Consider the following 24,809-nt stretch of genomic DNA (forward strand, 5'->3'; position numbering starts at 1 on the left):
ATCGACGCCCACCCCCGCGGTGGGTCGATCCATGCCCCCGGCCCCACCGCCCCCGGCGCGCACCGCCCCGGCACCACCGCCCCCGGCCCGCGTCGCGCCGCCGGCTCCGACCGCCGCCGCCTCGCCTTCCGCCGCAGACGATGCGCCCCCCGCCGCCGAGGAGGCCGACGCCCCCACTGCAGCCGCAGACGACGCGCCCGGCGATCCCGACGACACACCGCCCGCTCCCATGGCCGCCGCCTCTGACCCGACACAGGTGTGGGCCGATGAGGTGATCCCCCGCCTCAAGGGCATGACCAAGGCCCTCTACAAGCTGGGTCAGGTCACCGGGGCCGACGACGCGTCGATCACCATCGGACTGCCGAACCAGACCCACCTCGACCGCTGCGCACAGAAGCGGTCGGAGGTCGAGACCGCCCTGGCCGAGGCGTTCGGCCGTCCCCAGCGCCTCTCGCTCGTCGTGGGAGGCGACGATGTCGGTCCCGGGCCGGTCGGAGCGGGCCTGGCGCACCCGACCTCGTCGGCGGCGACAGACGAGGCGCCCGAGGCCATCGACATGGACGCCCTCGTCGATGCGCCCACCCAGCAAGTCTCCGGTGTCGACCGCGTCACCGAGGCCTTCCCCGGCGCCCGGGTCGTCGACCCGTGACCGCCCCGTCGTTCCCCTCCACCGTCCCGAAAGGCCGTATCCATGTCTGACGCCCCCCGCCCCGATGACGACGCCGAGGACTCGGCGCCGACCGCGTCGGGGCCCTCGATCCCGGCCGAGCTGATCGGGGCCGACGAGACGCCCGTGAGGCCCCTCGGAGGCGACGAGGATGCCCTCGACCTCGGGGAGCTGCTCGGCGGCGGGGGCCTCGACCTCGGCAACCTGATGGAGCAGGCCACGCAGATGCAGCAGCAGATGGCGGCGGCCCAGGAGGCGGCGGCCGAGACCGTGCTCGAAGGCATGGCCGGGGGCGGCGCGGTGCGCGTCACGGTCACCGGCACCGGTGAGTTCCGATCGGTCACCATCGATCCTGCGGCGGTCGACCCGACCGACGTGGCGATGCTCGAGGACCTCGTGCTCGCAGCCCTGCACGATGCCAGCGCCCGCGTCGTCGAGCTCCGCGAGCAGTCGATGGGTGGTCTGGGCGACCTCCTCGGCGGCGGCGCGTGAGCGTCGCGCCCCGGCGCGCCTCCGGCGGGGGCTGAGCGCAGCCGATGGCCGTCTACACCGGCCCGGTCCAGGACCTCGTCGACGAGTTGGGCCGCCTGCCCGGCATCGGGCCCAAGTCGGCCCAGCGCATTGCCTTCCACCTCCTCAAGCTGCCTCGCGACGACGCCCTTCGGCTGGCCTCGGCCATCACCGAGGCCAAGGCGCGGGTGTCGTGGTGCGAGCGCTGCTTCAACGTGGCCTCCGACACGCTGTGCGACATCTGCAACGACGACCGTCGCGACCCGTCGATCATCTGCGTGGTCGAGGAGCCTCGTGACGTGGTGGCCGTCGAGAAGACCCACGAGTTCAAGGGCCGCTACCACGTGCTCGGCGGGGCCATGAACCCGCTGGAGGGCATCGGCGCCGATCAGCTGCGGGTGAAGGAGCTCTTCGCCCGCATCGGGGCCGAGGACATCACCGAGCTGATCCTCTGCACGAACCCCAACGTCGAGGGGGAGGCCACCGCCATGTACCTCGCCCGGATGGTGAAGGACGTCCCCCTCAGGGTCACCCGCATCGCCAGCGGCGTGCCGGTGGGCGGGGACCTGGAGTACGCGGATGAACTGACCCTGGGCCGGGCCCTGGAGGGCCGTCGAGACGTGCTCGACTGACTGTGTCTGCCAGCGGCCAGGATCACCCGAACCAGGATCACCGGAGAAACGGACACTCGGGGCAACGCTTCCCGGCGAGTCGGGTGCGGGCGGTCAAACCGGCCCACCGTTGATGGAAGCGATGCCCCGAGCGAGGGGTGCCGGGAGGGTGCGCCGGCGTGAGAAGGACGGTACCCGGCCACCCCGGCGGTGACACATTGGTTCCCCGATCAGGTGAGAGGGGTGAGCGAGGAGCGCGCTGGCTGGCGTTGCCGGCGGTCAGGTGTTGACCGATCTGATCAACGGCTCGACAGCCTTGAGCTTGCCGCGCGGTGGTCTGGGCACTTCAACCTTGGAGTCGAAGACCAACTTTCTGGGTGGTGTCCGCGGCGGTGAGGTGGTTGCGACGGCAGAGGCCCTGCACGTCGGGTCCACGACGATCGTGGTGGAGACGGAGGTCACCGCCCAGTCCCGACTGGTGGCCAAGGTGACCCAGACCCAGCTCGTCCTGCGGGCGATGTCCTGAGTCCGGCTCCCGGCTTCCCGGCTCCTCAACCGGCGGCGGAGACGGCTGCGGCCTCGGCCAGCAGCGCGTCGGTGGTGACATCTGCGGGGAAGAACAGCGACAGAGAGAGCTGCTCGAGGGTCACACCGAGGGGGTGCCTCCGAAGGTCGCCCGCCGAGGAGCCACACCCGGGTGGAGCGGGCCCTGGTGATCGAGGAGCGCGATCAGGCGACGGTGCGCACCAGCAGGGCATCGCCCTGCCCGCCGCCGCCGCAGAGCGCCGCGGCGCCGAGGCCGCCGCCCCGGCGGGCCAGCTCGAGGAGGAGCGTGAGGGCCAGTCGGGTGCCGGACATGCCGACGGGGTGGCCGAGGGCGATGGCGCCACCGTTGACGTTCACCACGTCGTCGGAGATGCCGAGATCGGCCATCGAGGCCAGGCCCACCGCGGCGAAGGCCTCGTTCAGCTCGAAGAGCTCGATGTCGCCCAGGTCGGTGCCGCTGCGCCCGAGGGCGTCGCGGATCGCGCGCGAGGGCTGGGTCAGCAGCGACGGGTCGGGCCCGGCCACCTGCCCGTAGCCGACGATCTCCCCGAGGGGCGCAGTGCCGATGCGCTCGGCCGCGGCCCGCGAGGCGACGATCACTGCCGCGCCACCGTCGCTGATCTGGCTGGCGTTGCCGGCGGTGATGTTGCCGGACTTGTCGAAGGCGGGGCGCAGCTTGCCCAGGCTGTCGGCCGTGGTCTCGCCCCGGACGCCCTCGTCGGTGCCGACGACGACCGGGTCACCCTTGCGCTGGGGCACCTCCACCGCCACGATCTCCTCATCGAAGAGGCCGTTCTTGGCCGCCGCCGCCGCCCGCTGGTGAGAGGCGGCCGCCAGGTCGTCCTGTGGGGCCCGGTCGATCTCGGCCGAGGCCGCGTACTTCTCGGTGCCGGCCCCCATGGCCACCTGGTCGAAGGCGCAGAAGAGGCCGTCGTACATCATCGAGTCGACGACTTTTTGGTCACCGATGCGGTAGCCGGCCCGGGCCCCCGGGAGGAGGTAGGGGGCGCTGGTCATCGACTCCATGCCGCCGGCGACCACGATGTCGGCCTGGCCGGACTGGATCAGCAGGTCGGCCAGGAAGATCGAGCTGAGACCGCTGAGGCACACCTTGTTGATGGTGGTCGCGGGCACGGTCATGGGGATGCCGGCCCCGGCGGCGGCCTGGCGGGCGGTGATCTGGCCGGCGCCGGCCTGCAGCACCTGCCCCATGAACACGTAGTCGACCTCCTCGGCCGGCACCCCGGCGCGCTCGAGGGCGGCGCGAATGGCCTTGGCCCCGAGGTCGGTGGCGCTGAAGGAGGCGAAGGCCCCGGACAGCTTCCCGATCGGGGTGCGGGCACCGCTGAGGATGACGGATCCGGCCATGGGGACTCCCGTGGAGGCAGACGGCTGTTTGACGACCCGAGCCTACGGGGAGCCCGGATCGCCCGCCCAATGGCCGAGCCGGGTGCGGCTGCTAGCCGACCGAGACCGAGCCGTAGCCGACGGGGAACGGGGCCTCGGGGGTCTCGGGGGAGTCCTCGGTGGCGGTGACCACGGCGGCCGCATCAGGGAGCTCCGGCGCCCGTGCCTCGGTGCCGCCGCTGGTGATGGCGTCGAGCTCGCTGCGGATGCGGGTGAGGCGGGCGCGCACGGCGCGCTCCTCCTCGAGCAGCGGGGTCAGGCGGGACCGGGCGTCCTCGAGGACGGCCTCGGCCTCCGACCGGGCGTTGTCGCGGGCACCGGTGAGCATGACATCGGCCCGGCGCTGCGCCTGGTCGACGACGTGGAGCGCATCTTCCTGGGCCTGGGCCAGCTCGGTGCGGGCCTGAGCCCGGTCGAGCTCGGCGGCCTTGCGCTCGGCGTAGGCGGCCGTGCGGTCGCGGTCGGCCTCGGCGCGGGTGACCACGACGACGCCGTCGGTCGCCGGAGCGGCGGTGGGGGCCGGGGCCGGCTCGGGCTCGGCGGCCGGGGCGGGCTCCTCGACGACGACCGGCTCGAAGAGCGCAGGCTCTGCCGGCTGATCGCTCGGAGGGGCGACCGGTGCGGCGAAGGGGTCGGAGGCGACCGGTGCCACAAAGGGGTCGACCGCCTCGTCGCCCGACGGTGCCGCGCCCGCGGGCTCCGGACCGTCGGCCTCAGCCAGCGCGGCCATGGCAGACGACGACAGGCCGTTGATCGGCGGGGCGGACGACATCGATGCCCGCCATGCGTCGGCGGCCTGGGCCAGGAAGGTGTCCACCTCGTCGCGGTCGTAGCCGCGCAGGCCGATGGCGAAGTCTCGCCCGACGAGGTCGTCGGGTCCCAGTCGGGTCTCGTTGCCGGTCATGTCTCTCCCTGAAGTCGTGCGGCCCGCCTCGGGCGGTCTGACGAACGCCACCGAGGTGACACGACTGGTGATCGGCCCCAAGGGACCGGGATGTGAGGGTTTGGCCCCTCCATTCGCGCCACGGTCACGCCCCCATGGTAGGGCTGATCCGGTCGAGGGGGTAGGGCGGCGCGCGCCGGGCGCTGGAGACGATGGGCGACGGGCGACCCGGCGCGCCCCGCGTGATGGCACCGGCGGCGCCCGCCCGGACAACGGCGGGGGCACCTCCTACCCTTGGGCGTCGTGCCCACGCCCTGGACCCCGACGGGGGGTCGCAGACGGAGCGTCCTCGCAGGGGGCATCGGTGTGGGCGCCGTCGTCGCCGCCTTGCTCGTCGCCCACCTCACCGCGAACGCGCCCGGATCCGAGTCCCCCGACGGACCGGAACCGTCGGCGGCCGGCGCCTCCTCGCCCCTGGCCGACGCGCCGGTGACCCTCCTGAACGACAACGGAGCCTGGAGCTGGTTCCAGGACGAGCGGGCGATCTTCACCCGTGACGGTCGGCTGATGGTGACCAGCGTCGCCGACCGCACCGGCACCGACGGCGAGGCGCGCGATGGGGGCACCGAGGTCACCAGCCTCGATCTGCGCACCGACGCCACGTGGACCGACGTCGTGCGCAAGGGCCTGGCCTCCGATGACCACAACGCGGCGGCCCTCCTCGAGCTGCCCGAGCGCACCCTGGCCCTGGCCACGAGCCACTCCTCGGATCCCAACATCTACCAGGCGAACCTCGAGGAGGAGGGCCTCGGGTGGGTGCCCGACCCGCCGATGCTGCGGCCTGAGGCCGCGGCCTACGACGGCGCCCTGGGGCGCAACTCCGGGGTCACCTACTCGAACCTGGCGTTCCTGGCCCAGGAGAACGACGGTCGGGGCCGGGTCTACAACATCTTCCGCAGCGCGGGAGAGACACTGCACCTGATCACCAGCGACGACCAGGGCCGGACCTGGACCAACCGGGGGCGCATCTTCACCCCCTTCCGCGCCTACATCCGCATGGTCTCCGACGGTCAGAAGCGCATCTCGTTCGTCATCACCAACGGGCACCCGGCCAACTTCGACGGCACCTCGCTCTACGGGGGCTACATCGAGGACGACGCCATCCACCGCCCCGACGGCACCCGGCTCGCCACCCTCGGCGACCCGGTCGACCCGGTCGACCTCTCCCTGGTCTTCTCGGGCACGGCGGCCCGCGCCGACCGCCAGACCGATGCGTGGGGGTCCGACATCGCCCTTGACGCCAACGGGAACCCGGTGGTCACGTTCTCGACCACCGTCCCCGGTCATCCCCGGCGCGAGTTCCGCTACCGGCGCCACGAGGCGCGCTACGCCCGCTGGGACGGCACCGCCTGGCAGCAACGGCTGATGGGCGATGCGGGAGCCGAGGTCGGCGACCAGGTCCACTACACCGGCCTCAGCACCATCGACCCGTCGGACCCCGACCGGGTGTTCCTCTCGACCGACTCCCACCCCGCGACCGGTGAGCTCCTGCGCTCAGCGGCCGACGGCAAGGTGCACCACGAGATCTACGAGGGACGCACCACCGACGGCGGCGCCACGTGGACCTGGACCGCGGTCACGCGCGACTCCCGCGAGGACAACGTGCGGCCGATCGTGCCCAACCCCCGCGACGGGAACTGGGCCCTCATCTGGATGCGCGGCAGCTACCGCAGCGGGCTCGAGTTCGACACCGAGGTGATCGCGATCGTGAACCCCGACGGCCCCGGCGCGCAGCCCGCCGCCCCGGACCGGCCGTCCCGCCCGCCGTGGGGGGTGCCCAGCACCACACCGATCGCCTCGGACCTCGACGGCGACGGCCACGACGACCTCACCTTCTTCGCACCCGGCACCGCGCCCGACATGCAGGTGTCGTTCCTGGCCGGAAACCGGCGTCGCACCGTCTACCGCCGCCAGGACGCCCCGGACTCGACCCGCCCGGTGTCGGGGGACTTCGACGGCGACGGCCGGGCCGACATCGTCTGGTACCAGCCCGATCAGATCAGCCGGATGTGGTGGACCTCGCCGACCGGCAACCCGGTCAACGTCGGCGTCCGACCCCCGCCGGGCACCCACGAGCCGGTGGCGGGCGACTTCGACGGCGACGGCCGGGCCGACATCCTCTGGCACCAGACGGGGCCGGGGGACGACCTCATCTGGTGGGGCCGAGCGGACCGCACGTTCTCCACCACCTCGGTGTCGACGCCGGACCTCGACCGACCGCTCGTCGGTGACCTCGACGGCGACGGCCGCGACGACCTGATCTGGGTCGGATCGGGGACCTCCCCCGGCCGCCTGTGGTGGGCCGAGCGCGAACGCCGCTTCTCCTCGCAGCCCACCGACATCGGTGCCGAGCTCACCGGTGCGGTGGGCGACGTCGACGGCGACGGGCGCGACGAGGTGATCGGCCACGCCGGGTCGAACTCGGGTCGCCGCTGGGACTTCGAGGGCGACCGCAGCCACCGCTCCCGGGACTTCCAGGTCGACGGCTCCCCCGAGCCCGTGATCGGCGACTTCGACGACGACGGCCGCGACGACCTGCTGTGGTCGACGCCGTCGACCGGAGCCCTCGAGTTCGTCTGGGGCGGCACCTCGTTCCTCGGTCCCTGACCCACCGGCCGGGCGCCCTCGGCCCTTGGGGCGGGGCCGGGAGGGGCGCCTAGGCTTCCCGCCCATGCAGGAGATCTTGAACGCCATCTCGTCCGGAGCCTCGGGCGACGACATCGCCGGTCTCGCCATCCCCGAGTCCTACCGGGCCGCCTTCGTCCGGCGCGACGAGACCGGCATGTGGGACGGGGTGGCCTCCGAGGAGAAGGACCCGCGCAAGTCGCTGCACGTCGACGAGGTCGCCACCCCCGAGCTGGCCCCCGACGAGGTCTACGTGGCGGTCATGGCCTCGGCCATCAACTTCAACACGGTCTGGACCTCGATCTTCGAGCCGCTGCCCACCTTCGGCTTCCTCGATCGCCTGGCCCGCGAGTCGGTGTGGGGCGCCCGCCACAGCCGTGACGAGCACATCGTCGGCTCCGACGGCGCGGGTGTCGTGGTCGGTGTCGGCTCCGCGGTGCGCAACTGGAAGCCGGGCGACAAGGTCACGATCCACTGCAACCACGTCGACGACCAGGACCCCTCGGCCCACAACGACTCGATGCTCGCCTCGAACCAGCGGATCTGGGGTTTCGAGACCAACTTCGGCGGCCTGGCCGACCTCACGGTGGTGAAGGCCAACCAGCTCATGCCCAAGCCCACCCACCTCACGTGGGAGGAGTCCGCGTGCAACGCCCTGTGCAACTCCACCGCCTACCGCATGATCGTCTCGCAGCACGCGGCGGGCATGAAGCAGGGCGACGCCGTCCTGGTCTGGGGGGCCACCGGCGGCATCGGCGGCTACGCCACCCAGTACGTGCTGAACGGTGGGGGCACGCCGGTGGGCGTGGTGTCCTCCCCCGAGCGCGCCGCGCTGCTCAACGCCATGGGGTGTGAGCACACCATCGACCGCAAGGCCGCCGGCTACGCGTTCTGGGCCGACGAGCACACCCAGGACGAGAAGGAGTGGCGGCGTCTGGGCAAGGACATCCGCGGCCTCATCGGGCGCGACCCCGACATCGTCTTCGAGCACCCGGGCCGCTCCACCATGGGCGCGTCGGTGTTCGTCACCGCCCGGGGCGGCAAGATCGTCACCTGCGCGGCGACCAGCGGCTACATGATCGAATACGACAACCGCCACCTGTGGATGAAGCTGAAGAGCATCGTCAGCTCTCACTTCGCCAACTACCGCGAGGCATGGGAGGCGAACCGGCTCGTGTGCGAGGGAAAGGTCCAGCCGCTGCTCAGCCGGGTCCACCCGCTGACCGAGGTCGGCGACGCGGCGCTGGCCGTCCACCGCAACGAGGTCGAGGGCAAGGTCGGCGTGCTGTGCCTCGCCCCCACTGAGGGCCTCGGCATCGATGACCCGGAGCTCCGCGAGAAGGTGGGCGAGGACAAGATCACCCTGTTCCGCCGCCAGGGCGCATGACCGCCTGGGCCTGATCGGGGCCCGGCGGGACTACTCCTGGACGAGCTCGATCAACGTGCCGTGGATCGCCTTGGGGTGCACGAAGGCAACGGTGGTGCCGCGGCTGCCCGGGCGCGGCACCTCGTCGATGACCCTGTGGCCCTGGGCCTTCAGGTGCTCGAGCACGGTGGCGCAGTCGTCGACCCGGTAGGCGATGTGGTGGAGGCCCTCGCCCTTCTTCTCCAGGTACGTGGCGACCGGCGAGTCGTCGCGGGTCGGGGCGAGGAGCTGCACGTAGCTCTCGGCCACCTTCAGCAGGGCCTCCTCGACCCCGTCGCTGTCGACGACCTCGCGGTGGTCGACCACGGCGCCGAAGGCGTCACGGTAGGAGTCGATGGCGTCGCCCAGGTCGTGCACGGCAATGGCGATGTGGTCGATCTCGATGAGCATGGGCTGGACCTCACCGGCGGACGCGGCGTCGGCCTCGCGATCGGACTCGTTGGGGTTCTTGGCGGTGAGCATCGGGTGTCCTCCGGTACGCAGGGCGTGGGATCCCGGCGTGGCCCCAACGTGGCACGCCCACGCCGCCCGTGCCAGCCGGGCGCGGCGCCGTCAGCCCCCCGACCGGCGACTGCCCCGGCCCGGCTGCCCGATGCGCTCCCGGAACCGCCCCGCCCCCTCGGTCGCGACCCCCGGCGGGAGGCGGGCGACCAGACCCTTGTCGGAGGTGACGATGGTGATGTCGCGCTCGCGACCGAACCGGTCCTCGACCACCTCGACGATGCGGTCATCGGCCGCGTCGCGCCCGGAGCGTCGGGCGAAGTCGACCGCCAGGTTGCCGCCGCCGAGCTCGGAGAGCCGCTCCTCGGGCCGGCCGTCGAACACGACGACCACGGCGGCGTCGTGGGTGCGGCACCACTCCGCCACGGCCTGGGTCAGGCGCACGGCGGCGGCTGACGGGTCGTTCCACCACCCGTCGGCTCCGGCCCCCATGACGTTGTTGCCGTCGACGACCCAGAGCACGGCGCCGTCGCTTCAGGCCTCGGTGTCGGCGTCGCGATCGCCGTCGAGCTTCCGGGCGATCACCGAGTCGGCGACCACGTGCATCTCTTTGGTAGCGGCCCGCAACGTTGACGAGGGCTGGGTTGGCGGGGAGGCGGCCACGGGCCGCCAATCTAGGAGGGGTCGCCGCGAGGGCCCGGTCGGCCGCCCGAGCGGCTCGGCGAGGGACGCCGCGGCCGCGGCCATCAGGGGCCGCCGCTCGGCAGTGGCTGGGAGGGGTGCCCGGCGGGGGCTTAGCGTCGGCGGTCGTGCCTGCGGATGCCGTCGTGACCTCCGACGAGGACGCGCCCGTCGATGACCTACCCGTCGACCCCGCTCACCTCGAGGCCCTGCGCCGGGTCCGGCGGCGGCGGCGGGTGGCCCAGGTCCACTGGGTCGACGCGCTGTACCGGGTGTACGTGGCGGCCCTCCTCGGCACCATCTCGGTGGCCCTGGTGGCCGGTTCGATCGGCGACACGCCGCTCACCGCCGCCCAGGTCGACGACGTCACCGGTCACGGTCCGGCGGTCGTGGGCCTCCTCGCCGCAATCGCCGTGGCCGTGGGCCTGCGGTCGGGAAGCCGCGGCGGGCCCCTGGCCGTGGAGCCCGGCGACGTCCGCCACATCCTGCTCGCCCCGGTCGACCGGGGACGGGCCCTGCGGCGCCCGGCCCTGCGCCAGGTGCGCTCCGGGCTCTTCGTCGCCCTGCTCGCCGGGGCCGCCATCGGGCGCTTCGCCGACCAGCGCTTCCCGGAGGCGGCGCCGGCGTGGATCGCGGCTGGAGCCCTCGCCGCCGCCACGCTCGTCGCCCTCAGCCTCGGGGCCGCCCTGGTCACCAGCGGGCACCGGGTGCCCCGTCCGCTGGCCACCGCGTTCGGGGCCACCCTCATCGCCTGGTCAGCGCTCGACGTCGCTGGGGTCGAGATCGCCGGCGCGGCCGTCCCGGCCTCACCCGGACGGGCCGTGGGCTGGCTGGCGCTCGCCCCTCTCGGCCTGCACGTGGCTGCCGCGGGGGCGGTGCTGGTGGCCGCCGCGCTCCTGGCGGTGGGCCTCGTCGGTGTGGGCGGGCTGTCGATCGAGGCGGCCGAGCGCCGCACCGCACTCGTCGGCCAGATCCGCTTCGCCGCCACCCTGCAGGACATCCGCACCGTGTTGGTCCTGCGCCGCCAGCTCGCCGCCGACCAGCCACGCGACCGGCCCCTGGTGCGCCTCGGCCGACGCCCCTCGCGCCGGCCCGGTTGGCGCCGGGGCTGGCACGGCCTGCTGCGGTTCCCCGTGACCCGCGTCGTGCGCCTGGTCCTGCTCGCCGTCGCCGCCGGGGGCGCCCTGCGCGGCGTCTGGGGCGGGACGGCGCCGCTCGTCGCGGGGGCCGGGCTCGGGTTCTGGGTCGCCGGCCTCGACGTGGTCGAGCCGCTGGCCCAGGAGGTCGACCACCCGAGCCGGCGGTCGCTGTACCGCGACGCCGAAGGCGACCTCTACCTGCGCCTCATGGCCCCCTCCGCGGTGCTGGCGATCATCCTCGGGCTCGTCGCGGGGGCGGTCGCCATCGCCCCCGGGTCGGGGCAGGTGCCGGTCGCGGCCGGCCTCGTCGCCGGGGTGGCCACCGCTCTCACCGGTGCGGCCGGGGCCATCTTCAGCGTGGTCAGCGGGGCACCGTCGCAGAACGACCAGCTGACCCTCATCGCGCCGGAGGTGGCGGGCACCAAGATGATCCTGCGTACCGCCTGGCCCCCGATCCTGGCGGTTCTCGGGGCCGTGCCGCTGCTCGTCGTCGCCGCCGACGTGGACGCCGGCCGCCCGGCGTTCGGCGTCGCCGCCCCGGCGTGGGGCGCAGTCGGGTTCGTCGTTCTGCTGGTGGTCGGCTGGGTGCACCAGCGCGAGGCGATCCGCCAGTGGTGGGTCGACGCCATGGAGGCCAGCGCCGCCTCCCGGTCGACGACGGACGACGACGAGGCTGACGGTGACGACGGTGCTGTCGAGAACGACGACGACGCTGAGGATGGCGCCGACGACCGGGCCGAGGACGGTTCCGAGGAGGACGATCGACGATGAGCACCCCTGCCGACTTCCCGGCCCTGTTGGTCGAGCAGGTGCACCGCGCCTACGGCGGCGTGCCCGCCCTCGGTCCCGTCGACCTCTCGGTGGCCCCGGGGGAGAAGGTCGCCCTCGTGGGCCACAACGGGTCGGGGAAGTCGACGCTGCTGCGCGTCGTGGCCGGCCTGCTCGACGCCGACGGCGGGTCGGTCGAGATCGCGGGGTGGGCCGGGGGTGAGGTCCAGGCTCGGGCCACCACGTCGTACCTGCCCGACGACCCGGTGCTCTACGACGACCTCTCGGTGTTCGAGCACGTCGAGTACGTGTCGCGCCTCTTCGGAGGGGACGGCTTCGACGACTACGCCGAGTCGGTCGCCGAGCGCCTGGGGCTCGCAGAGCGCCTCGACGACCTGCCCAGCCGCTTCAGCCGCGGTCTCCGCCAGAAGGCGTCGCTGCTGCTGGGCCTGGCCCGCCCGTTCTCGCTGCTGCTGGTCGACGAGCCCTTCGTGGGCCTCGACGCCCCGGGGCGACGGTCACTGCTCGAGCTGCTCGACGAGGTCCACGCCGACGGTGCCGCGGTGGTGGTGGCCACCCACGACGCCGAGTTCGTCGAGCGGGTCGACCGCACCGTCGCCCTGCGCGATGGTGAGGTCGTCTTCGACGGCACCGCGACCCCGGCCGACGTCCTGCGCCTGGTCGGCGGCTGATCGACGGTTCACCGCCCACCGACCCGCGGTCGATCGGCACCCGACTGCGTGACTCAGCCCTCGCAGCCCCGCCCGTCACCGTTGCTGTCGAAGCGGTGGGGGTCCGGTGGGAGGACCACGAAATCCCGGTCCCGGTCGGGGATGTCGCCGCAGTCCAGGTCCGGCGGTGACGGGGGGATGCACACATCCGGGTAGGCGGGTTCACAGCCTTCGCCCCCGGCAGAACCGGGGCCGGGCGGCGTCGTGGTCGACGAGGTCGACGGCTCGGGCGCGTCGTCGGTCTCACACGCCGACCACAGGCCCCGGTCGGCGTCGCGGGCCTCGGCCGCGGCGTCCGCGAAGGCGTCCTCGTGGGCCACGTTGGGCGGGATGGTCAGGGGCTGGGCGTAGCCGTCGTGCGCCAGGGCGAGGTTGACGAAGGCGCCGTCGGAGACCCGGTAGACGTAGGCCAGGGTGCGGTCGTAGCGATCGAGGGGTTCCACGTCGGCCACCAGGCGCACCTCGGTCCCGGGTGGGATGAGCTGGTCGAGGGCGTCGGTGGCCTCGCGACCGAAGCACTCCACGCCGCCGGACACCTCGGGCGTGTCGACGCCGATCAGACGCACCCGCTCGTCGCCGATCCGGAAGGTGTCGCCGTCGGTGATGCTCGTGACGACGAGGTCCCGCCCCTCGGGCAGGTCCTCGGCTCCACTCGGCGTCGGGCTCGACGACGCGGCCGCCGGCGGGTCCGTGTCCTCGGTGCCCTCGGTGCCCTCGGGGTCCTCGGGGTCCTCGGTGCTCTCAGTCGGCGACGGTGCGGATGTGGTGTCGGGGGCGGAGGTGTCGCCGACGGCGTCCTCGTCGACGGAGGCGCAGCCCACGAGCAGCATGAGGGCGGCGAGGAGCCCGACGGCCACCCGTCCGCGCCCCACACGCCGCCCCATGACCCCCTTGCTCCCCATGGGCCTGCAGGGTAGGCGCCGGGTGCGACACCCCGATGGTCACCGGGCTCTCGAGGTGCGGGCCCGGTACGCCCGGCCCCGGGGCGAGAGGCGGTAGCCCACCCGCAGGCTCTCGGTGAGCCCCAGGTTCTTCAGCTTGCGGACATCGAGCTTGAACGGGTCGCGCTCGCGCCCGACCGACGCCGCCAGCTCGGCGGCCAACGTGGCCGGTCGCGCCGCGACCAGGTCGAGCGTCGCTGTCGTCCAGGCGCCGTGGGCACTGGCCCGGTCGAGGCGGTCGAGGCGGCGGTCGATCTCCGCCACCTCGTCATCGGTCAGGGTCGCGTCGGCCGCCAGCGCCGCACGCGCGTCGGGTCCGACCGCAGCGCGGACCTCGATGCGGTACGTGGGGTGTGCCTCCTCACCGCGGAGCTCGGCCCGTACGGCATCGGCGTCGGCGACACCCGCTCGGTGCGCATCGGCATCGGCGATCGTGGCCGGGTCGATCGCGGTGACGGTGGTGACGTCGAGCCGACCGGCAGCCGTGCGATAGGTGTGCCCGGCGACGACCTGGCACCGCTTCCACCGACGGAACAACACGGTGACCTCACCGCGGGCGATGGGTTCACCGTACCGGGCCTGCACCTGCACGCCGCCACGGTAGGCGGCAACCGTCGATCTCGGTCGGCCATGGTGCGGGCGTCCACCGCCGGGGTGGACGATTGAGCTCTCGGCTCGGGGACCGACGTCGACGCCACGCCGAACCCGCTCCCGGGAGGAGGACAGCTCGTGGACCCCGCCCGAGCGGGGCGGTACGCTGCGCCCCGACGGCGATGGGACTCGCCGAAACCGCCCCTCGGGGCTGATGGTTCCTACTTCACCAACCGATCGACGGCCGTCACCGGTCGTCGCCGGCGCGAGGAGGACCATCGTGGACGAGACCGACGGCACCGCAGACGCTCCACCCCGGCCGTGGGCCCAGGGGCGGGTCGAGCTGGCTGATCAGCTGGCCCTCGCCGCTCACCTGTTGCGCTGGGTCGGCCTGGGGTGCGTCGTCGGCGTGGTCGCGGGCCTCGCCTCGGCGGGGTTCCTGTGGGCCCTCGGCGAGGTGACGGCCGTGCGGACCGAGCACCCGGGCCTGCTGTTCGGTTTGCCGCTGGCTGGCCTGGTGATCGGCCTGGCCTACCACCAGCTGGGGGGACGGGTGGCGGGCGGCAACAACCTGATCCTCGACGAGATCCACGAGCCGACGGCCTGGGTGCCGCGCCGCATGGCCCCGCTGGTGCTCCTCGGCACGCTCGTCACCCACCTCTTCGGGGGCTCGGCCGGGCGCGAGGGCACGGCCATCGGAATGTCGGGGAGCCTCACCGACGTCCTGGCCCGGGCGCTGCGCCTCGGGCCCGCCGACCGCCGGGTGCTGCTGATCGCGGCCATCGCCGGAGGCTTCGGCTCGGTGTTCGGGGTCCCCCTGGCCGGCGCCGTCTTCGGGCTCGAGGTCCAGGCCGTGGGCCGCCTCCGCTACGACGCCCTGGTGCCCGCGCTCGCCGCCAGCGTGGTCGGTGATCTCGTGGTGCGGGGCGTGGGCGTCGGCCACACCGCCTACCCGCAGCTGCCGACGGTGGAGCTGAGCGCGGGGCTGGTCGCCAAGGTGGCCCTGGCCGGCATCGTCTTCGGTCTCGTGAGCGCGGTCTTCGCCGCGCTGGTGCACGCCCTCAAAGGGCTCGCAGCCACCCGGATCACCTGGGCTCCGGCGCGCCCGGTGGTGGGCGGCGTGCTGGTGATCGGCCTCACGCTGGCCGTCGGCAGCCGCGACTACCTCGGCCTCTCGCTTCCGCTGCTCTCCGATGCGCTGGCCGGTGGTGCCGGGGTCGGCGACGGAGCCTTCGCTCTCAAGCTGCTCTTCACTGCTGTCACCCTGGGCTCGGGCTTCCAGGGGGGCGAGGTCACCCCGCTGTTCGTCATCGGGGCGACCCTCGGCGTGACCCTCGCCGGGGTGCTCGACGTACCGGTGCCCGTGCTGGCCGCCGTCGGGGTGGTGGCGGTCTTCGCCGGGGCCACGAACACGCCGTTGGCCTGCACGATCATGGGCGTGGAGCTCTTTGGCCCCGGTGCCCTGGTGCTCTACGCCGTGGGGTGCGTGGTCGCCTACGTCGCCAGCGGGCACCGCAGCATCTACGGCCGCCAGCGGGTCGCGTCGCGCAAGGGTCAGGTTGCCGCCGACGTCGCCGACGGCGGTGCGCTGGTGGTCGAGGACCGGCGGTGGGTGCGCGCCGTCCCGCGCCGCAAGGTGGCGCCGCCGACCGAGCTCGGCCCGTCGAAGGGGTGGTGGCGATCGAGGGGCCGGCCCGACTCGCCCACGCGGGAGTGAGCGTCACGCCCTGTGGCGGCGGGTAGGAGGCCCCTGGGCCCCCTGGGCCCCGCCCGGGACCGCCACCGACCTGTCCGCCGCCGACCGGGCGCACCACCGTGATCACCGGGCCGCCGTCCTCGATGTCGAGGCGCGCCGCGGCTCACGTCGATCGGGCGGCCTCGCGGTCGCGGTCGTCCTCGTCGATCGTCGACGGGGCGTCGGGGTCGGCGCGGAGTCGCACCTCGGTGATGGCCCGGCCGTCGACGGCCATGACCTCGAGCTGCCAGGAACCGACCACCATCACGTCGCCGGGGTGCTCGGGGATGCGACCCAGCTGGTGGAGGACCAGGCCGGCCACGGTCGAGTAGGGCCCGTCGGGCAGCCCGACGTCGATGTCGGGCAGGTCGTGGACCGGGAAGCGACCGGGCAGGACGATGGCCCCGTCGGGCTCGTGGCGGATGGCGAGGATGTCCTTGTCGGTCTCGTCGTAGATCTCGCCGACCAGCTCCTCGAGCAGGTCCTCGACGGTGACGATGCCCTCGGTGCCGCCGTGCTCGTTGATCACGATGGCCATCTGGTGGCGGCCGGCCTGCATCTTGCGCAGGGCGTCGAGCACCCCGGCGGTCTCGGGGAACGCGGGGGCGGGCTGGGTGACCTCACCGACGGTGGCGCACTGGGTGTCGACCAGGTCGCGGAGGTGGACGACCCCCAGGAACTCGTCGAGGTTGCCGTCTTCGGCGACGGGGGCCCGAGTGTGGCTGGAGAGGGCGAGGTCGTGCAGAGCGACATCGCAGGTCGTGTCGGGGGCCAGCACGAACACGTCGCGTCGAGGCCGCACGACCTCGAGAAGGGTGCGACCGGCGATCTCGAAGGCGCCCGAGAGGATGGTGCGGTGCTGGTCGGTGAAGCCTGGCTGGGAGGCCACCATGTCGCGCAGCTCCTCCTCGGTGACCTCCTCGCCGTGGCGGTTCGGGTCGCCGCCCATGAGGCGGACCGCGACGTCGGTCGAGCGGCTGAGCACCCACACCGCCGGACGGGTGACGGCGGAGACCACGGCCAGGGGACGGGCGGCGAGCAGGCCCCAGCCCTCGGCTCGCTGCATGGCGATGCGCTTGGGGGCCAGCTCGCCGAACACCAGCGTCACGTACGACAAGACCAGGGTGACCACCACGATGGAGACCGGTCCGGCGGCGCCCCCGAGGAAGCCCAACGGCGCCTCGAGCGGCTCGGCGAGCGACACCGCGGCGGCCGCCGACGCCAGGAACCCGGCGAGCGTGATGCCGATCTGGATCGTGGCCAGGAAGCGGTTGGGATCTCGGGCCAGCGTGGCCAGGGTGCGTCCCCGTCGCCCCTTGGACTCCAGCCGCTGGATCTGACTCTCCCGGAGCGTCACCAACGCCAGCTCGGTGCCGGCAAAGGCGGCGTTCACGATGACGAGCAGGGCGACCAGCCCCACCTGGGGCAGGATTTCAGACACGGGGGCTCCTGGAGCGAGGTGATCGGGGGTGCCCGGCGCGCACCCGGCGCGGCCCGAGGCGCGCCGGTAGACCCGCAACGCACGGGATGTCGGGGGTCACGGACTGGCGCCCGAGCGGTGCGCTCGGGCCGGAGGAGTGGGGGCGCCGGACAACGCTCGGTCGTGAGCGAAGGTCCGGCCCCGGACTGCCAGGGTGGTCGGGGTCGGTGCTCGGGGGCACGGGGTGAGCGTAGCGCCCGGATCGGCGGCGCCGGCTGCGCCGCGGACCACCGGATCCGACGCCGGTCGGTAGCGTCGGGCGCTCATGGCCGCCCCTTCGCCCACCACCCGCCCCTGGCCGACGACCTACGCGGCGCGGGGCATGGTCTGCTCGGTCGACCACCTGGCGTCCTCTGCGGGAGCGCAGCTGCTCGCCGCCGGGGGGTCTGCGGCCGACGCGGCGATGGCCGCCAGCGCGGTGCTCACCGTGACCACGCCCCACATGTGCGGTCTGGGCGGCGACCTCTTCGCCCTCGTGCACCACCGGCCGGGCCCGCCCGACGTGCTCGACGCCGCCGGGCGAGCCGGCTCGGGGGCCGACGCGGCCCGCCTCCGGGCCGAGGGCCACACCGAGGTCCCGTTCCGGGGCGATGTCCGCGCCGCGCCGGTGCCCGGGTGCGTCGATGGGTGGAGCGCGCTCCACGAACGCCACGGACGACGTCCGTGGGCCGAGGTGCTGGCCCCGGCCCGCCGTCTGGCCGAGGGCGGGTTCCCGGCGTCGCCGATGCTCTCGTTCATGCTCCACGGCCTCGACGGGCTCCACGGCTGTGACGAGCTGGCCACGGTGAGACCCGACCCGGGTCAGCGGGTCCTGCGCCCCGATGTCGCCCGCGTGCTGGCCGACATCGCCCGCAACGGGCGGGCCGGGTTCTACGAGGGGGAGTTCGGTCAGTCCCTGCTCGAGGTCGGCGGGGGCGAGTACGAGCCGAACGACCTGGTCCGCTCCGGAGCGGCGTGGGTCGAGCCCCTGGGGCTCCGGGTCTGGGGCCATGACCTCTGGACCGTCCCCCCTGTGTCGCAGGGCTACCTGACGCTGGCGGCGGCTCGCGTCGCCGAGTGGGTGGCCGGCGACGGGCTCCCACCGGCGGACGATCCGGCGTGGGCGCACCTCCTCGTCGAGGCCTCCCGCCTCGCCGGCCACGACCGTCCCACGATGCTGCACGAGGGGGCCGATGGCGCTGCGCTGCTCGCCGAGCCCCGGCTGCGGGCGGCCGCCGCCCGCTTCGACCCCGATCGTCCGTCGGGCGCCGTGGCCCCGAGCCGGGGCGGCGGCACCATCTACCTGTGCGCGGTGGACGCCGAGGGCATGGGCGTCAGCCTCATCCAATCCAACGCGTCGGGCTTCGGGTGCCACGTCGCGGTGCCCGGCACCGGGGTGCTGTTGCACAACCGCGGCATCGGCTTCTCGCTCGAGGCCGCCCACCCGGCCGAGTACGGCCCCGGCCGCAAGCCGCCGCACACGCTGGCCCCGGCCCTCGTCACCCGGCCCGACGGGGCACTGCGGGCTGTGCTCGGCACCATGGGCGGAGACTCCCAGCCGCAGGTGGTGCTGCAGATGGCGGCCCGACTGCTGGGCGGCGGCCAGGAGCCCGGTGAGGTCGTGGCCGCCGCCCGCTTCGTGCTCAGCTCCGGCTCGGACCGCGGCTTCGACACCTGGAAGGCGAGCGAGCAGGTCGTGCGGGTCGAGGCCCACGCCCCTGCGGCCTGGGCCGACGGCCTCACCGAGCGGGGCCATCGGGTCGAGGTGGCGGGCGTCGACCCCGCCGGCTTCGGCCACGCGCAGGTGATCGAGGTCCGCGCTGATGGGATCCGCGCCGGCGCCGCCGACGTGCGGGCCATGACCGGCGCCGCGGTCGCCTCGGTCTGACCGATGCTGCGACCCGGACCCGGCCCCCGACGGCGTGGGCCGTATGGCGCGGTGGTGAACCCGGGTCGCACCTTCGCGGGCGGCACCGAGGAGGTCGTCGGTACCCGGGGACCCGACTGGCTCAGGGCTGGAGGCCCCCCAGTGTGTCGAGCACGTCGGACGCCGCCAGGTCGTGGTGCACGAGGCCGGTCACCTCGGCGAAGGCACGATCCGCCGAGACCAGGCCCGTCACCCGCTCGTGGCGAGCCACGACCGCGGCCAGCACACCATCGAACGCGCCCAGCCGCGGCCCCGCAGCGAACAGGTCGAGCCCGTCCCGCAGGTCCTCCGCGTCGGGTTGGAGCAGCGGGGCCAGCAGCGCCGCGAACTCAGCGGCGCGCTCCGATGCCTCCCGCCGGTCGCGGCGTCGGGCCCGGACGTGGGCGAACTCCTGGATCACCTCGACGGTCGTGGTCGCCGCCAACCGCCCGTCGCCGACCGCCCGCACGATGGACCGGCTGGGCTCCAGGAGCGGGTGGTCGGTGCCCACCGCGTAGACGAGCACGGTGGTGTCGAGTGCGATCACGCCCGTTGACCGCGCAGCTCGTCGAGCTCGTCGAGCAGATCGGCGACCGGTGGCACCTCCATGGGCTCGGCGTCGAGCAAGGCGGCGGCGGCCGCCCGGCGGGCAGCGTGGCCCGGGGGGAAGGCCTCATCGATGGCCTCGCGGACCAGGGTGGCGACCGATGCTCCGCGACGTTGGGCCTCGCGCTCGAGGCGGTCCCGCTGGTCACGGTCGATTAGCACCTGCAGTCGCTCCGACAACATGCTCATACTGTCGCATGCTTACCCAGGGTGAGCGCAATCAGCGCGGGCTGGCGACCCGGAACACCCTCTGAGCACGACTGGTAAGGATGTGCCCCATGCAGGTCCACCTCGTCGACGGCACCTATGAGCTGTTCCGGCACTTCTTCGCCGTGCCCTCGCACGTCACCGACGACGGCCGGGAGGTCGGCGCGGTGCGGGCCGCGGTGGGCTCCGTTCTCCGGATGCTCGAGGAGGGGGCGACCCACCTGGCGGTGGCCACCGACCACGTGATCGAGTCGTTCCGCAACGAAATGTGGCCTGGCTACAAGGACGGTTCGGGGATCGATCCGGCGCTCCTGGCCCAGTTCGGCCTGTTCGAGGAGGTGCTGGAGGCGGCCGGCATCACCACGCTGGTGATGGTCGAGCACGAGGCCGACGACGGACTGGGGGCGATGGCCAAGGTCGCGGCGGCTGACGATCGGGTCGAGCGGGTGTGGATCTGCACGCCGGACAAGGATCTGGCCCAGTGCGTGGGCGGCAAGGTCGTCCAGATGGACCGGCGCAAGGGCACCGTGATCGACGCCGCCGGGGTCATCGAGAAGTACGGCGTGGCGCCCGAGTCCATCCCCGACTGGCTGGCGCTCGTCGGCGACAGCGCCGATGGCTTCCCCGGCCTCTCGGGCTGGGGAGCCAGGTCGGCCGCCACCGTGCTGCGGAAGTTCGGCCACATCGAGGACATCCCCTACGACGCCCCGATGTGGGCCCTCAAGGTGCGCAGCGCCGGCACCCTGTCGGCCACGCTCCGCGACAACCGGGCCGACGCGCTGCTGTTCAAGCGCCTGGCCACCCTCGAGCTCGACGCCCCGGTCCCCGACACGGTCGACGCCCTGCGCTGGACCGGCCCCCGTCGGGAGCTGGCGGAGCTGGCGGCGGGCCTCGACGCCCCGGGCTTGGCGGGGCGGGCCTCGGCTCTGGCCGCAGCGCGGAACGCCTGAGCGCCGTCCGTGCCGTGGGACGGGAGCACCCGTGGCCCGAACGCCGGAGGGCGGTGACCAGGAGCCCCCCTCCCGGGCTCCTGGTCACCGCCCTCACGGTGGTCTCCTTGGCGGCAGCTGGTGGTGAGGATCGCCCTCACCACCGATCGACCCGCTCGGATCCCCCGAACCGAGCTGGCGACCGGGCGTTTGGTGCATCGCACGCGCTGCGTCCCACCCAGCTGCTGCGCATACTGTGCAAGATGTTCGACCTCCGTCCTATAGCCCGGACGGATGGTTTCACGGACTAGTCACAGGCCCGCCGGGGGGCGCAGAGGGGGTCCGAACACGGCCCTGAGCAGGGAAGACCTCGCCAGGGGGCGACTCACTTACGGAGAGTGGCGAAAAGTGGCAGTTTGAACCTCACCCATCCCACCCCGGCTTTCGGGGCGCAGGCACGAACGGGCCGGGCGGCCGGGCGGTCACCGGCATCGACGGCGCGACCGCGCTGAGCGCGCAACGCTGTGGGGGCGGGCGCACCCGAGGAGGCCCCATGAAACCCAGCAGGTCGACCCCACCAACGCTCCGGCGGACGGTCGGACGCACCGGTCGGTTGGCGGTGGCCGCCCTGGCCCTTGCCTTCGGCAGCGCAGGGCTGGCGGCCTGCGAGACTGCTCCGCCGACCCTCACCGCCCAGACGCTCGTGGCGGGCCTCTCGCACCCGTGGGACCTGTCCTTCACCCCGTCGGGCTCGATCATCTGGACCGAGCGGGGCGGGCGCATCGTGCGCCGCCAGGCCAACGGGGCGACCAACCAGCTCGCTGCGGACCTGAGCGACCTGTGGGTCAGCGGTGAGACCGGCCTGATGGGCGTGGTGGTCGACCCCCGCTTCAACGCGAACCGCCGCGTCTACACCTGCCAGGGGTGGACCAACGGTTCCCGCAGCGACGTCCGGGTCATCCCGTGGGTGGCCAACGCGGCCGGCACCGCCCTCGCCCGCCAGGCCCCGATCGTCACCGGGATGCCCGCCTCCTCCGGGCGTCACGGCGGGTGCCGCCTGCGCTTCGACGACTCCGGCCGCCTCTACGTCGGCACCGGCGATGCCACCATCGGCACCACCCCCCAGAGCCTCACCTCACTGGGGGGGAAGGTCCTGCGCGTGGACCCCGACACTGGGGCTGGAGTGGCCGGCAACCCGTTCGCGTCGAGCGCCGACGCGATCACCCGGCGCATCTGGAGCTATGGCCACCGCAACGTGCAGGGCCTGGCCATCCGCCCGGCCGATGGCACGCTCTGGTCGGCGGAGCACGGCCCCGACCGCGACGACGAGATCAATCGGGGCCAAAGCGGCAACCACGGGTGGGATCCGGTGCCGGGCTACAACGAGGACGTCCCCATGACCGACACCACGAAGTTCCCCTCGGCGCGGACCGCGGCGTGGTCCTCGGGGGTCCCGACGGTGGCCACGTCGGGCATCACCTGGCTCTCCGGGAGCGGGTGGAAGGGGTGGGACGACCGCCTCGTCGTCGCCACGCTCAAGGGCCAGAGCCTGCTCATCATGCAACCGCAGCGCAACGGCACCGTCACCGAGATCGCCCGGATCTACCAGGGCTCCTTCGGGCGCATCCGCACCGCCCAGCTGGGCCCCGACGGCCTCCTCTACCTCACCACCTCCAACGGGTCGAACGACCGCATCATCCGCATCACCCCCAGCTGACCGCTCCCACTCGAGGCTTCGGACCGACATCCACCGTGGTGGCGGGCATGGTCCGCGGTTCGCCCGACGACGGTCAGGCCCGGCCGAGGACCTCGGCCAGCTCGACGGGCGGGACGACCTCGAGCTGGTCGTAGCGACACGACGACGGCTCGCGGTCGGGGCGCCAGCGCAGGAAGCGGCTGGTGTGGCGGAAGCGGCCGTGGTCGACCCGCTCGTAGCCGACCTCGGCGACGCGCTCGATGCGCAGGGGCGTGAAGGACAGGTCCTTCTGGCCGTTCCAGCGCGACGGCGCACCGGGCAGGCGACCCTCGGCGTGGGCCTCGGGGTCGGCCCACTCGGCCCACGGGTGGTCACCCATGTCGGAGGGGTCGAGCACCAGCGCGGCGAGCTCGGCCTTCAGCTGACGGCGCTGGTCGGCCTTGAACGACGACGCCACGCCGATGCTGTGGAGCCGACCGTCGTCGTCGTAGAGCCCCATCATCAGCGAGCCGACGCCGTTGCCGTCCTTGTGCACCCGGTAGCCGGCGACCACGACATCGGCGGTGCGGCTGTGCTTGACCTTGATCCACCCGCGCACGCCCGGCGCGTAGGGGCTGCCCGCCGGCTTGGCGATGACCCCGTCGAGACCCGCGCCCTCGAAGCGCACGAACCAGTCCTGGGCGGTGTCGCGATCGAAGGTCCCCTGGTTGACGTGCACCTGGCCCGACGTCTCGACCGCGCCCTCCAGGGCGCGCCGACGCTCGGCCAGCGAGGCGCCCGTCAGGTCCGCGTCGCCGAGCGCCAGCAGGTCGAAGGCCACGACCTCGGCCGGGGTCTCCGCCGCGAGGCGCTCGACCCGCGACGCGGCGGGGTGGATGCGCTGGCCGAGGAGGTCGAAGTCGAGGCCCTGGTCGGTCGGCACGACGATCTCACCGTCGACCACCGCCCGGTCGGGCAGGGCGGCGCGCAGCGGGTCGAGCACCTCGGGGAAGTAGCGGGTCAGGGGCTTGCCCCCGCGCGAGGAGAGCTCGACCTCGTCGCCGGCGCGGAACACCACGACCCGGAACCCGTCCCACTTGGGCTCGAACCACCAGTCACCACCCTCACCCGGGGGGAGCCCGGCGTGGGCCTTGGCCAGCATGGGCGTGAGCGGTGGCAGCACGGGCAGGTCCATGGCGGCGACCGTACCGCCGCCCGCCGTCCCGAGGCGGGCCTCACCCGTCACGGACCAGGGCGACCGCGGCCCGGGTAGACCCACACACGAGGGTCTGGCGCGCCGAGGCCAGCTGGCGGTGGGCGCTGCGGCCCGACAGGCCCGCTTTCGGCCCGCCTCCCTGACGCTGTGGCTCGCCCCGCCCCGGGTTCGGGGACTCCGGGTGCGCCGAACGGGCTCGGCGGGGGCCGTGCTGTCACCGGTGGGTGACTCAGGTGACGTGCACCAGGTCGAGGATGGCCTGAGCCCGCGTGACGTCTCCCACCACGTCGAGTCCGTCGAGCGGTACGCGGTGCCACACGGCGAGGAGGATGTCCGACGCCTCACCCCGCACGGCGGCATCGCCCTTGGCGTGGGCCCGGGTGATCTCGGCCCCGGCCTCGGTCAGCCGGATCAGCCACTCGCCGGTACCTGCGGCGAGCCCGTCGTCGGTGCAGTGCAGGTGCAGGGTGGCCCCGATCAGCTCGCTCGGGGGACCCCCGGCGGCGTCGAGGACCCGCGGGACGAACACGTCGAGCCACTCGTCGATGCCGTCGACGGCCGCCGGGGTGCGGAAGGGGATGGCGCCGCCGGGGGTGATGGCATCCTGCGCGTCCCAGCGGTGCATCGCGATCTCGTGGGCCTGGCGCCGGAACCAGAACGCGGCCGTGCTGGGGCCGGCGAAGCTGGTCGTGGGGGCCGCCGGATCCTGGCGGTCGAGCTGGGCGAGCAGACCGTCGAGCGCCTCGCGGTACCACGCCAGCACGGCCTCACCCTTCGGTGGACGGGGGCCGGCGTCGACCTCTCCTCCGTCGGGTCCGGCGGCGAGGAAGGCGGCGGCCCAGACGTGGACCCGTCCCAGGTGACCGACGAGGCGCTCGACGGACCACCCGGGGCACGAGGGCACGGCGGTCCCCAACCCGGAGGCGGGGAGGGCGGCGACGGCACCTCCCTCGGCGGCGATGGTGGCACGGTGCTCGTCGGGCTTCATGCCCGGAGAGTACGCACCACCCCGGCCGCGCGCCGTCGCTGGGCTCGCCGTTAGGCGGGGG

At 73.7% G+C, this 24,809-nt stretch carries 24 protein-coding genes and 1 riboswitch; of the genes, 12 read left to right on the plus strand and 12 right to left on the minus strand.

Annotation, left to right across the window (positions count from 1 at the left end; all coding sequences use genetic code 11):
* The 4 genes from VNL12_RS18100 to VNL12_RS18115 all read left to right on the plus strand — a co-directional run.
* On the plus strand, positions 1-649 hold a 649-nt coding region (locus VNL12_RS18100), incomplete at its 5' end, for a hypothetical protein (RefSeq protein WP_325596349.1).
* Positions 650-691: 42 nt separating this feature from the next.
* Entirely contained in the window at positions 692-1,159 is a 468-nt protein-coding gene (locus VNL12_RS18105) for a YbaB/EbfC family nucleoid-associated protein (RefSeq protein WP_325596350.1), read from the plus strand.
* A gap of 44 nt (positions 1,160-1,203) precedes the next feature.
* On the plus strand, positions 1,204-1,809 hold the full coding sequence (gene recR / locus VNL12_RS18110) for a recombination mediator RecR (RefSeq protein ID WP_325596351.1): 606 nt from the start codon (positions 1,204-1,206) through the stop codon (positions 1,807-1,809).
* A 265-nt stretch (positions 1,810-2,074) separates the two neighbouring features.
* Positions 2,075-2,314, plus strand: coding sequence for a PaaI family thioesterase (locus VNL12_RS18115; RefSeq protein WP_325596352.1), 240 nt, complete (start codon positions 2,075-2,077; stop codon positions 2,312-2,314).
* Between the two features lie 203 nt (positions 2,315-2,517).
* Here the strand turns inward: VNL12_RS18115 and VNL12_RS18120 are convergent, their stop codons facing one another.
* Positions 2,518-3,702 (minus strand): acetyl-CoA C-acyltransferase, encoded by a 1,185-nt coding sequence (locus VNL12_RS18120; RefSeq protein ID WP_325596353.1) that lies wholly within the window; start codon positions 3,700-3,702, stop codon positions 2,518-2,520.
* A 91-nt stretch (positions 3,703-3,793) separates the two neighbouring features.
* Positions 3,794-4,645, minus strand: a complete 852-nt coding sequence (locus VNL12_RS18125; RefSeq protein WP_325596354.1) for a DivIVA domain-containing protein — start codon at positions 4,643-4,645, stop codon at positions 3,794-3,796.
* 282 nt (positions 4,646-4,927) lie between these two features.
* Here VNL12_RS18125 and VNL12_RS18130 point away from each other — a divergent pair, with 282 nt between their 5' ends.
* Positions 4,928-7,291 (plus strand): FG-GAP-like repeat-containing protein, encoded by a 2,364-nt coding sequence (locus VNL12_RS18130; protein ID WP_325596355.1) that lies wholly within the window; start codon positions 4,928-4,930, stop codon positions 7,289-7,291.
* A 64-nt stretch (positions 7,292-7,355) separates the two neighbouring features.
* The gene (gene ccrA, locus VNL12_RS18135; RefSeq protein ID WP_325596356.1) at positions 7,356-8,696 is read left to right on the plus strand and encodes a crotonyl-CoA carboxylase/reductase; all 1,341 of its coding nucleotides are present in this window, start codon (positions 7,356-7,358) and stop codon (positions 8,694-8,696) included.
* A gap of 30 nt (positions 8,697-8,726) precedes the next feature.
* Here the strand turns inward: ccrA and mce are convergent, their stop codons facing one another.
* The 3 genes from mce to VNL12_RS18150 form a co-directional block, all read right to left on the minus strand.
* The gene (gene mce / locus VNL12_RS18140; RefSeq protein WP_325596357.1) at positions 8,727-9,197 is read right to left on the minus strand and encodes a methylmalonyl-CoA epimerase; all 471 of its coding nucleotides are present in this window, start codon (positions 9,195-9,197) and stop codon (positions 8,727-8,729) included.
* Positions 9,198-9,287: 90 nt separating this feature from the next.
* The gene (locus VNL12_RS18145; protein WP_325596358.1) at positions 9,288-9,698 is read right to left on the minus strand and encodes an NYN domain-containing protein; all 411 of its coding nucleotides are present in this window, start codon (positions 9,696-9,698) and stop codon (positions 9,288-9,290) included.
* Positions 9,699-9,710: 12 nt separating this feature from the next.
* A complete protein-coding gene (locus tag VNL12_RS18150; RefSeq protein WP_325596359.1) occupies positions 9,711-9,839 on the minus strand; it encodes a hypothetical protein in 129 nt (42 codons plus the stop codon).
* A 146-nt stretch (positions 9,840-9,985) separates the two neighbouring features.
* Between VNL12_RS18150 and VNL12_RS18155 the strand changes: the two genes are divergently transcribed.
* Both VNL12_RS18155 and VNL12_RS18160 read left to right on the plus strand, forming a co-directional pair.
* Positions 9,986-11,767, plus strand: a complete 1,782-nt coding sequence (locus VNL12_RS18155) for a hypothetical protein (RefSeq protein WP_325596360.1) — start codon at positions 9,986-9,988, stop codon at positions 11,765-11,767.
* Positions 11,764-12,456 (plus strand): ABC transporter ATP-binding protein, encoded by a 693-nt coding sequence (locus VNL12_RS18160; RefSeq protein ID WP_325596361.1) that lies wholly within the window; start codon positions 11,764-11,766, stop codon positions 12,454-12,456. Before VNL12_RS18155 ends, VNL12_RS18160 begins: the two co-directional genes overlap by 4 nt.
* Positions 12,457-12,509: 53 nt before the next feature.
* Here VNL12_RS18160 and VNL12_RS18165 read toward each other — a convergent pair whose 3' ends face one another.
* Positions 12,510-13,397 carry a thermonuclease family protein gene (locus VNL12_RS18165; protein ID WP_325596362.1) on the minus strand — a complete coding sequence of 296 codons (888 nt, stop codon included), beginning with the start codon at positions 13,395-13,397 and terminating at the stop codon, positions 12,510-12,512.
* Between the two features lie 39 nt (positions 13,398-13,436).
* Positions 13,437-14,027, minus strand: a complete 591-nt coding sequence (locus VNL12_RS18170; protein ID WP_325596363.1) for a hypothetical protein — start codon at positions 14,025-14,027, stop codon at positions 13,437-13,439.
* Positions 14,028-14,196: 169 nt separating this feature from the next.
* A riboswitch (Fluoride riboswitch) is annotated at positions 14,197-14,258 on the plus strand.
* Between the two features lie 112 nt (positions 14,259-14,370).
* Between VNL12_RS18170 and VNL12_RS18175 the strand changes: the two genes are divergently transcribed.
* The gene (locus tag VNL12_RS18175) at positions 14,371-15,744 is read left to right on the plus strand and encodes a chloride channel protein (protein WP_414654930.1); all 1,374 of its coding nucleotides are present in this window, start codon (positions 14,371-14,373) and stop codon (positions 15,742-15,744) included.
* A 142-nt stretch (positions 15,745-15,886) separates the two neighbouring features.
* Here VNL12_RS18175 and VNL12_RS18180 read toward each other — a convergent pair whose 3' ends face one another.
* Complete coding sequence (locus tag VNL12_RS18180) at positions 15,887-17,203, minus strand: hemolysin family protein (RefSeq protein WP_325596365.1); 1,317 nt, start codon at positions 17,201-17,203, stop codon at positions 15,887-15,889.
* Positions 17,204-17,507: 304 nt separating this feature from the next.
* Between VNL12_RS18180 and VNL12_RS18185 the strand changes: the two genes are divergently transcribed.
* Positions 17,508-19,109 carry a gamma-glutamyltransferase family protein gene (locus VNL12_RS18185; protein ID WP_325596367.1) on the plus strand — a complete coding sequence of 534 codons (1,602 nt, stop codon included), beginning with the start codon at positions 17,508-17,510 and terminating at the stop codon, positions 19,107-19,109.
* 121 nt (positions 19,110-19,230) lie between these two features.
* On the opposite strand, the gene VNL12_RS18190 is transcribed toward VNL12_RS18185, so the two are convergent.
* Both VNL12_RS18190 and VNL12_RS18195 read right to left on the minus strand, forming a co-directional pair.
* Complete coding sequence (locus VNL12_RS18190) at positions 19,231-19,674, minus strand: type II toxin-antitoxin system VapC family toxin (protein ID WP_325596369.1); 444 nt, start codon at positions 19,672-19,674, stop codon at positions 19,231-19,233.
* A complete protein-coding gene (locus VNL12_RS18195; RefSeq protein ID WP_325596371.1) occupies positions 19,671-19,922 on the minus strand; it encodes a CopG family transcriptional regulator in 252 nt (83 codons plus the stop codon). The genes VNL12_RS18190 and VNL12_RS18195 overlap by 4 nt, the downstream gene beginning before the upstream one ends.
* An 89-nt stretch (positions 19,923-20,011) precedes the next feature.
* Between VNL12_RS18195 and VNL12_RS18200 the strand changes: the two genes are divergently transcribed.
* On the plus strand, positions 20,012-20,890 hold the full coding sequence (locus VNL12_RS18200) for a 5'-3' exonuclease (protein WP_325596373.1): 879 nt from the start codon (positions 20,012-20,014) through the stop codon (positions 20,888-20,890).
* Positions 20,891-21,422: 532 nt separating this feature from the next.
* Positions 21,423-22,586, plus strand: coding sequence for a PQQ-dependent sugar dehydrogenase (locus VNL12_RS18205; protein WP_325596375.1), 1,164 nt, complete (start codon positions 21,423-21,425; stop codon positions 22,584-22,586).
* A gap of 73 nt (positions 22,587-22,659) precedes the next feature.
* Here the strand turns inward: VNL12_RS18205 and VNL12_RS18210 are convergent, their stop codons facing one another.
* Positions 22,660-23,739: an ATP-dependent DNA ligase gene (locus tag VNL12_RS18210; RefSeq protein WP_325596377.1), complete on the minus strand. Its 1,080-nt coding sequence runs from the start codon at positions 23,737-23,739 to the stop codon at positions 22,660-22,662.
* 250 nt (positions 23,740-23,989) lie between these two features.
* The gene (locus VNL12_RS18215; protein ID WP_325596379.1) at positions 23,990-24,748 is read right to left on the minus strand and encodes a maleylpyruvate isomerase family mycothiol-dependent enzyme; all 759 of its coding nucleotides are present in this window, start codon (positions 24,746-24,748) and stop codon (positions 23,990-23,992) included.
* Positions 24,749-24,809 lie beyond the last annotated feature (61 nt).

The organism is Iamia sp. (assembly GCF_035575815.1).
Classification (GTDB): Bacteria; Actinomycetota; Acidimicrobiia; order Acidimicrobiales; family Iamiaceae; genus Iamia.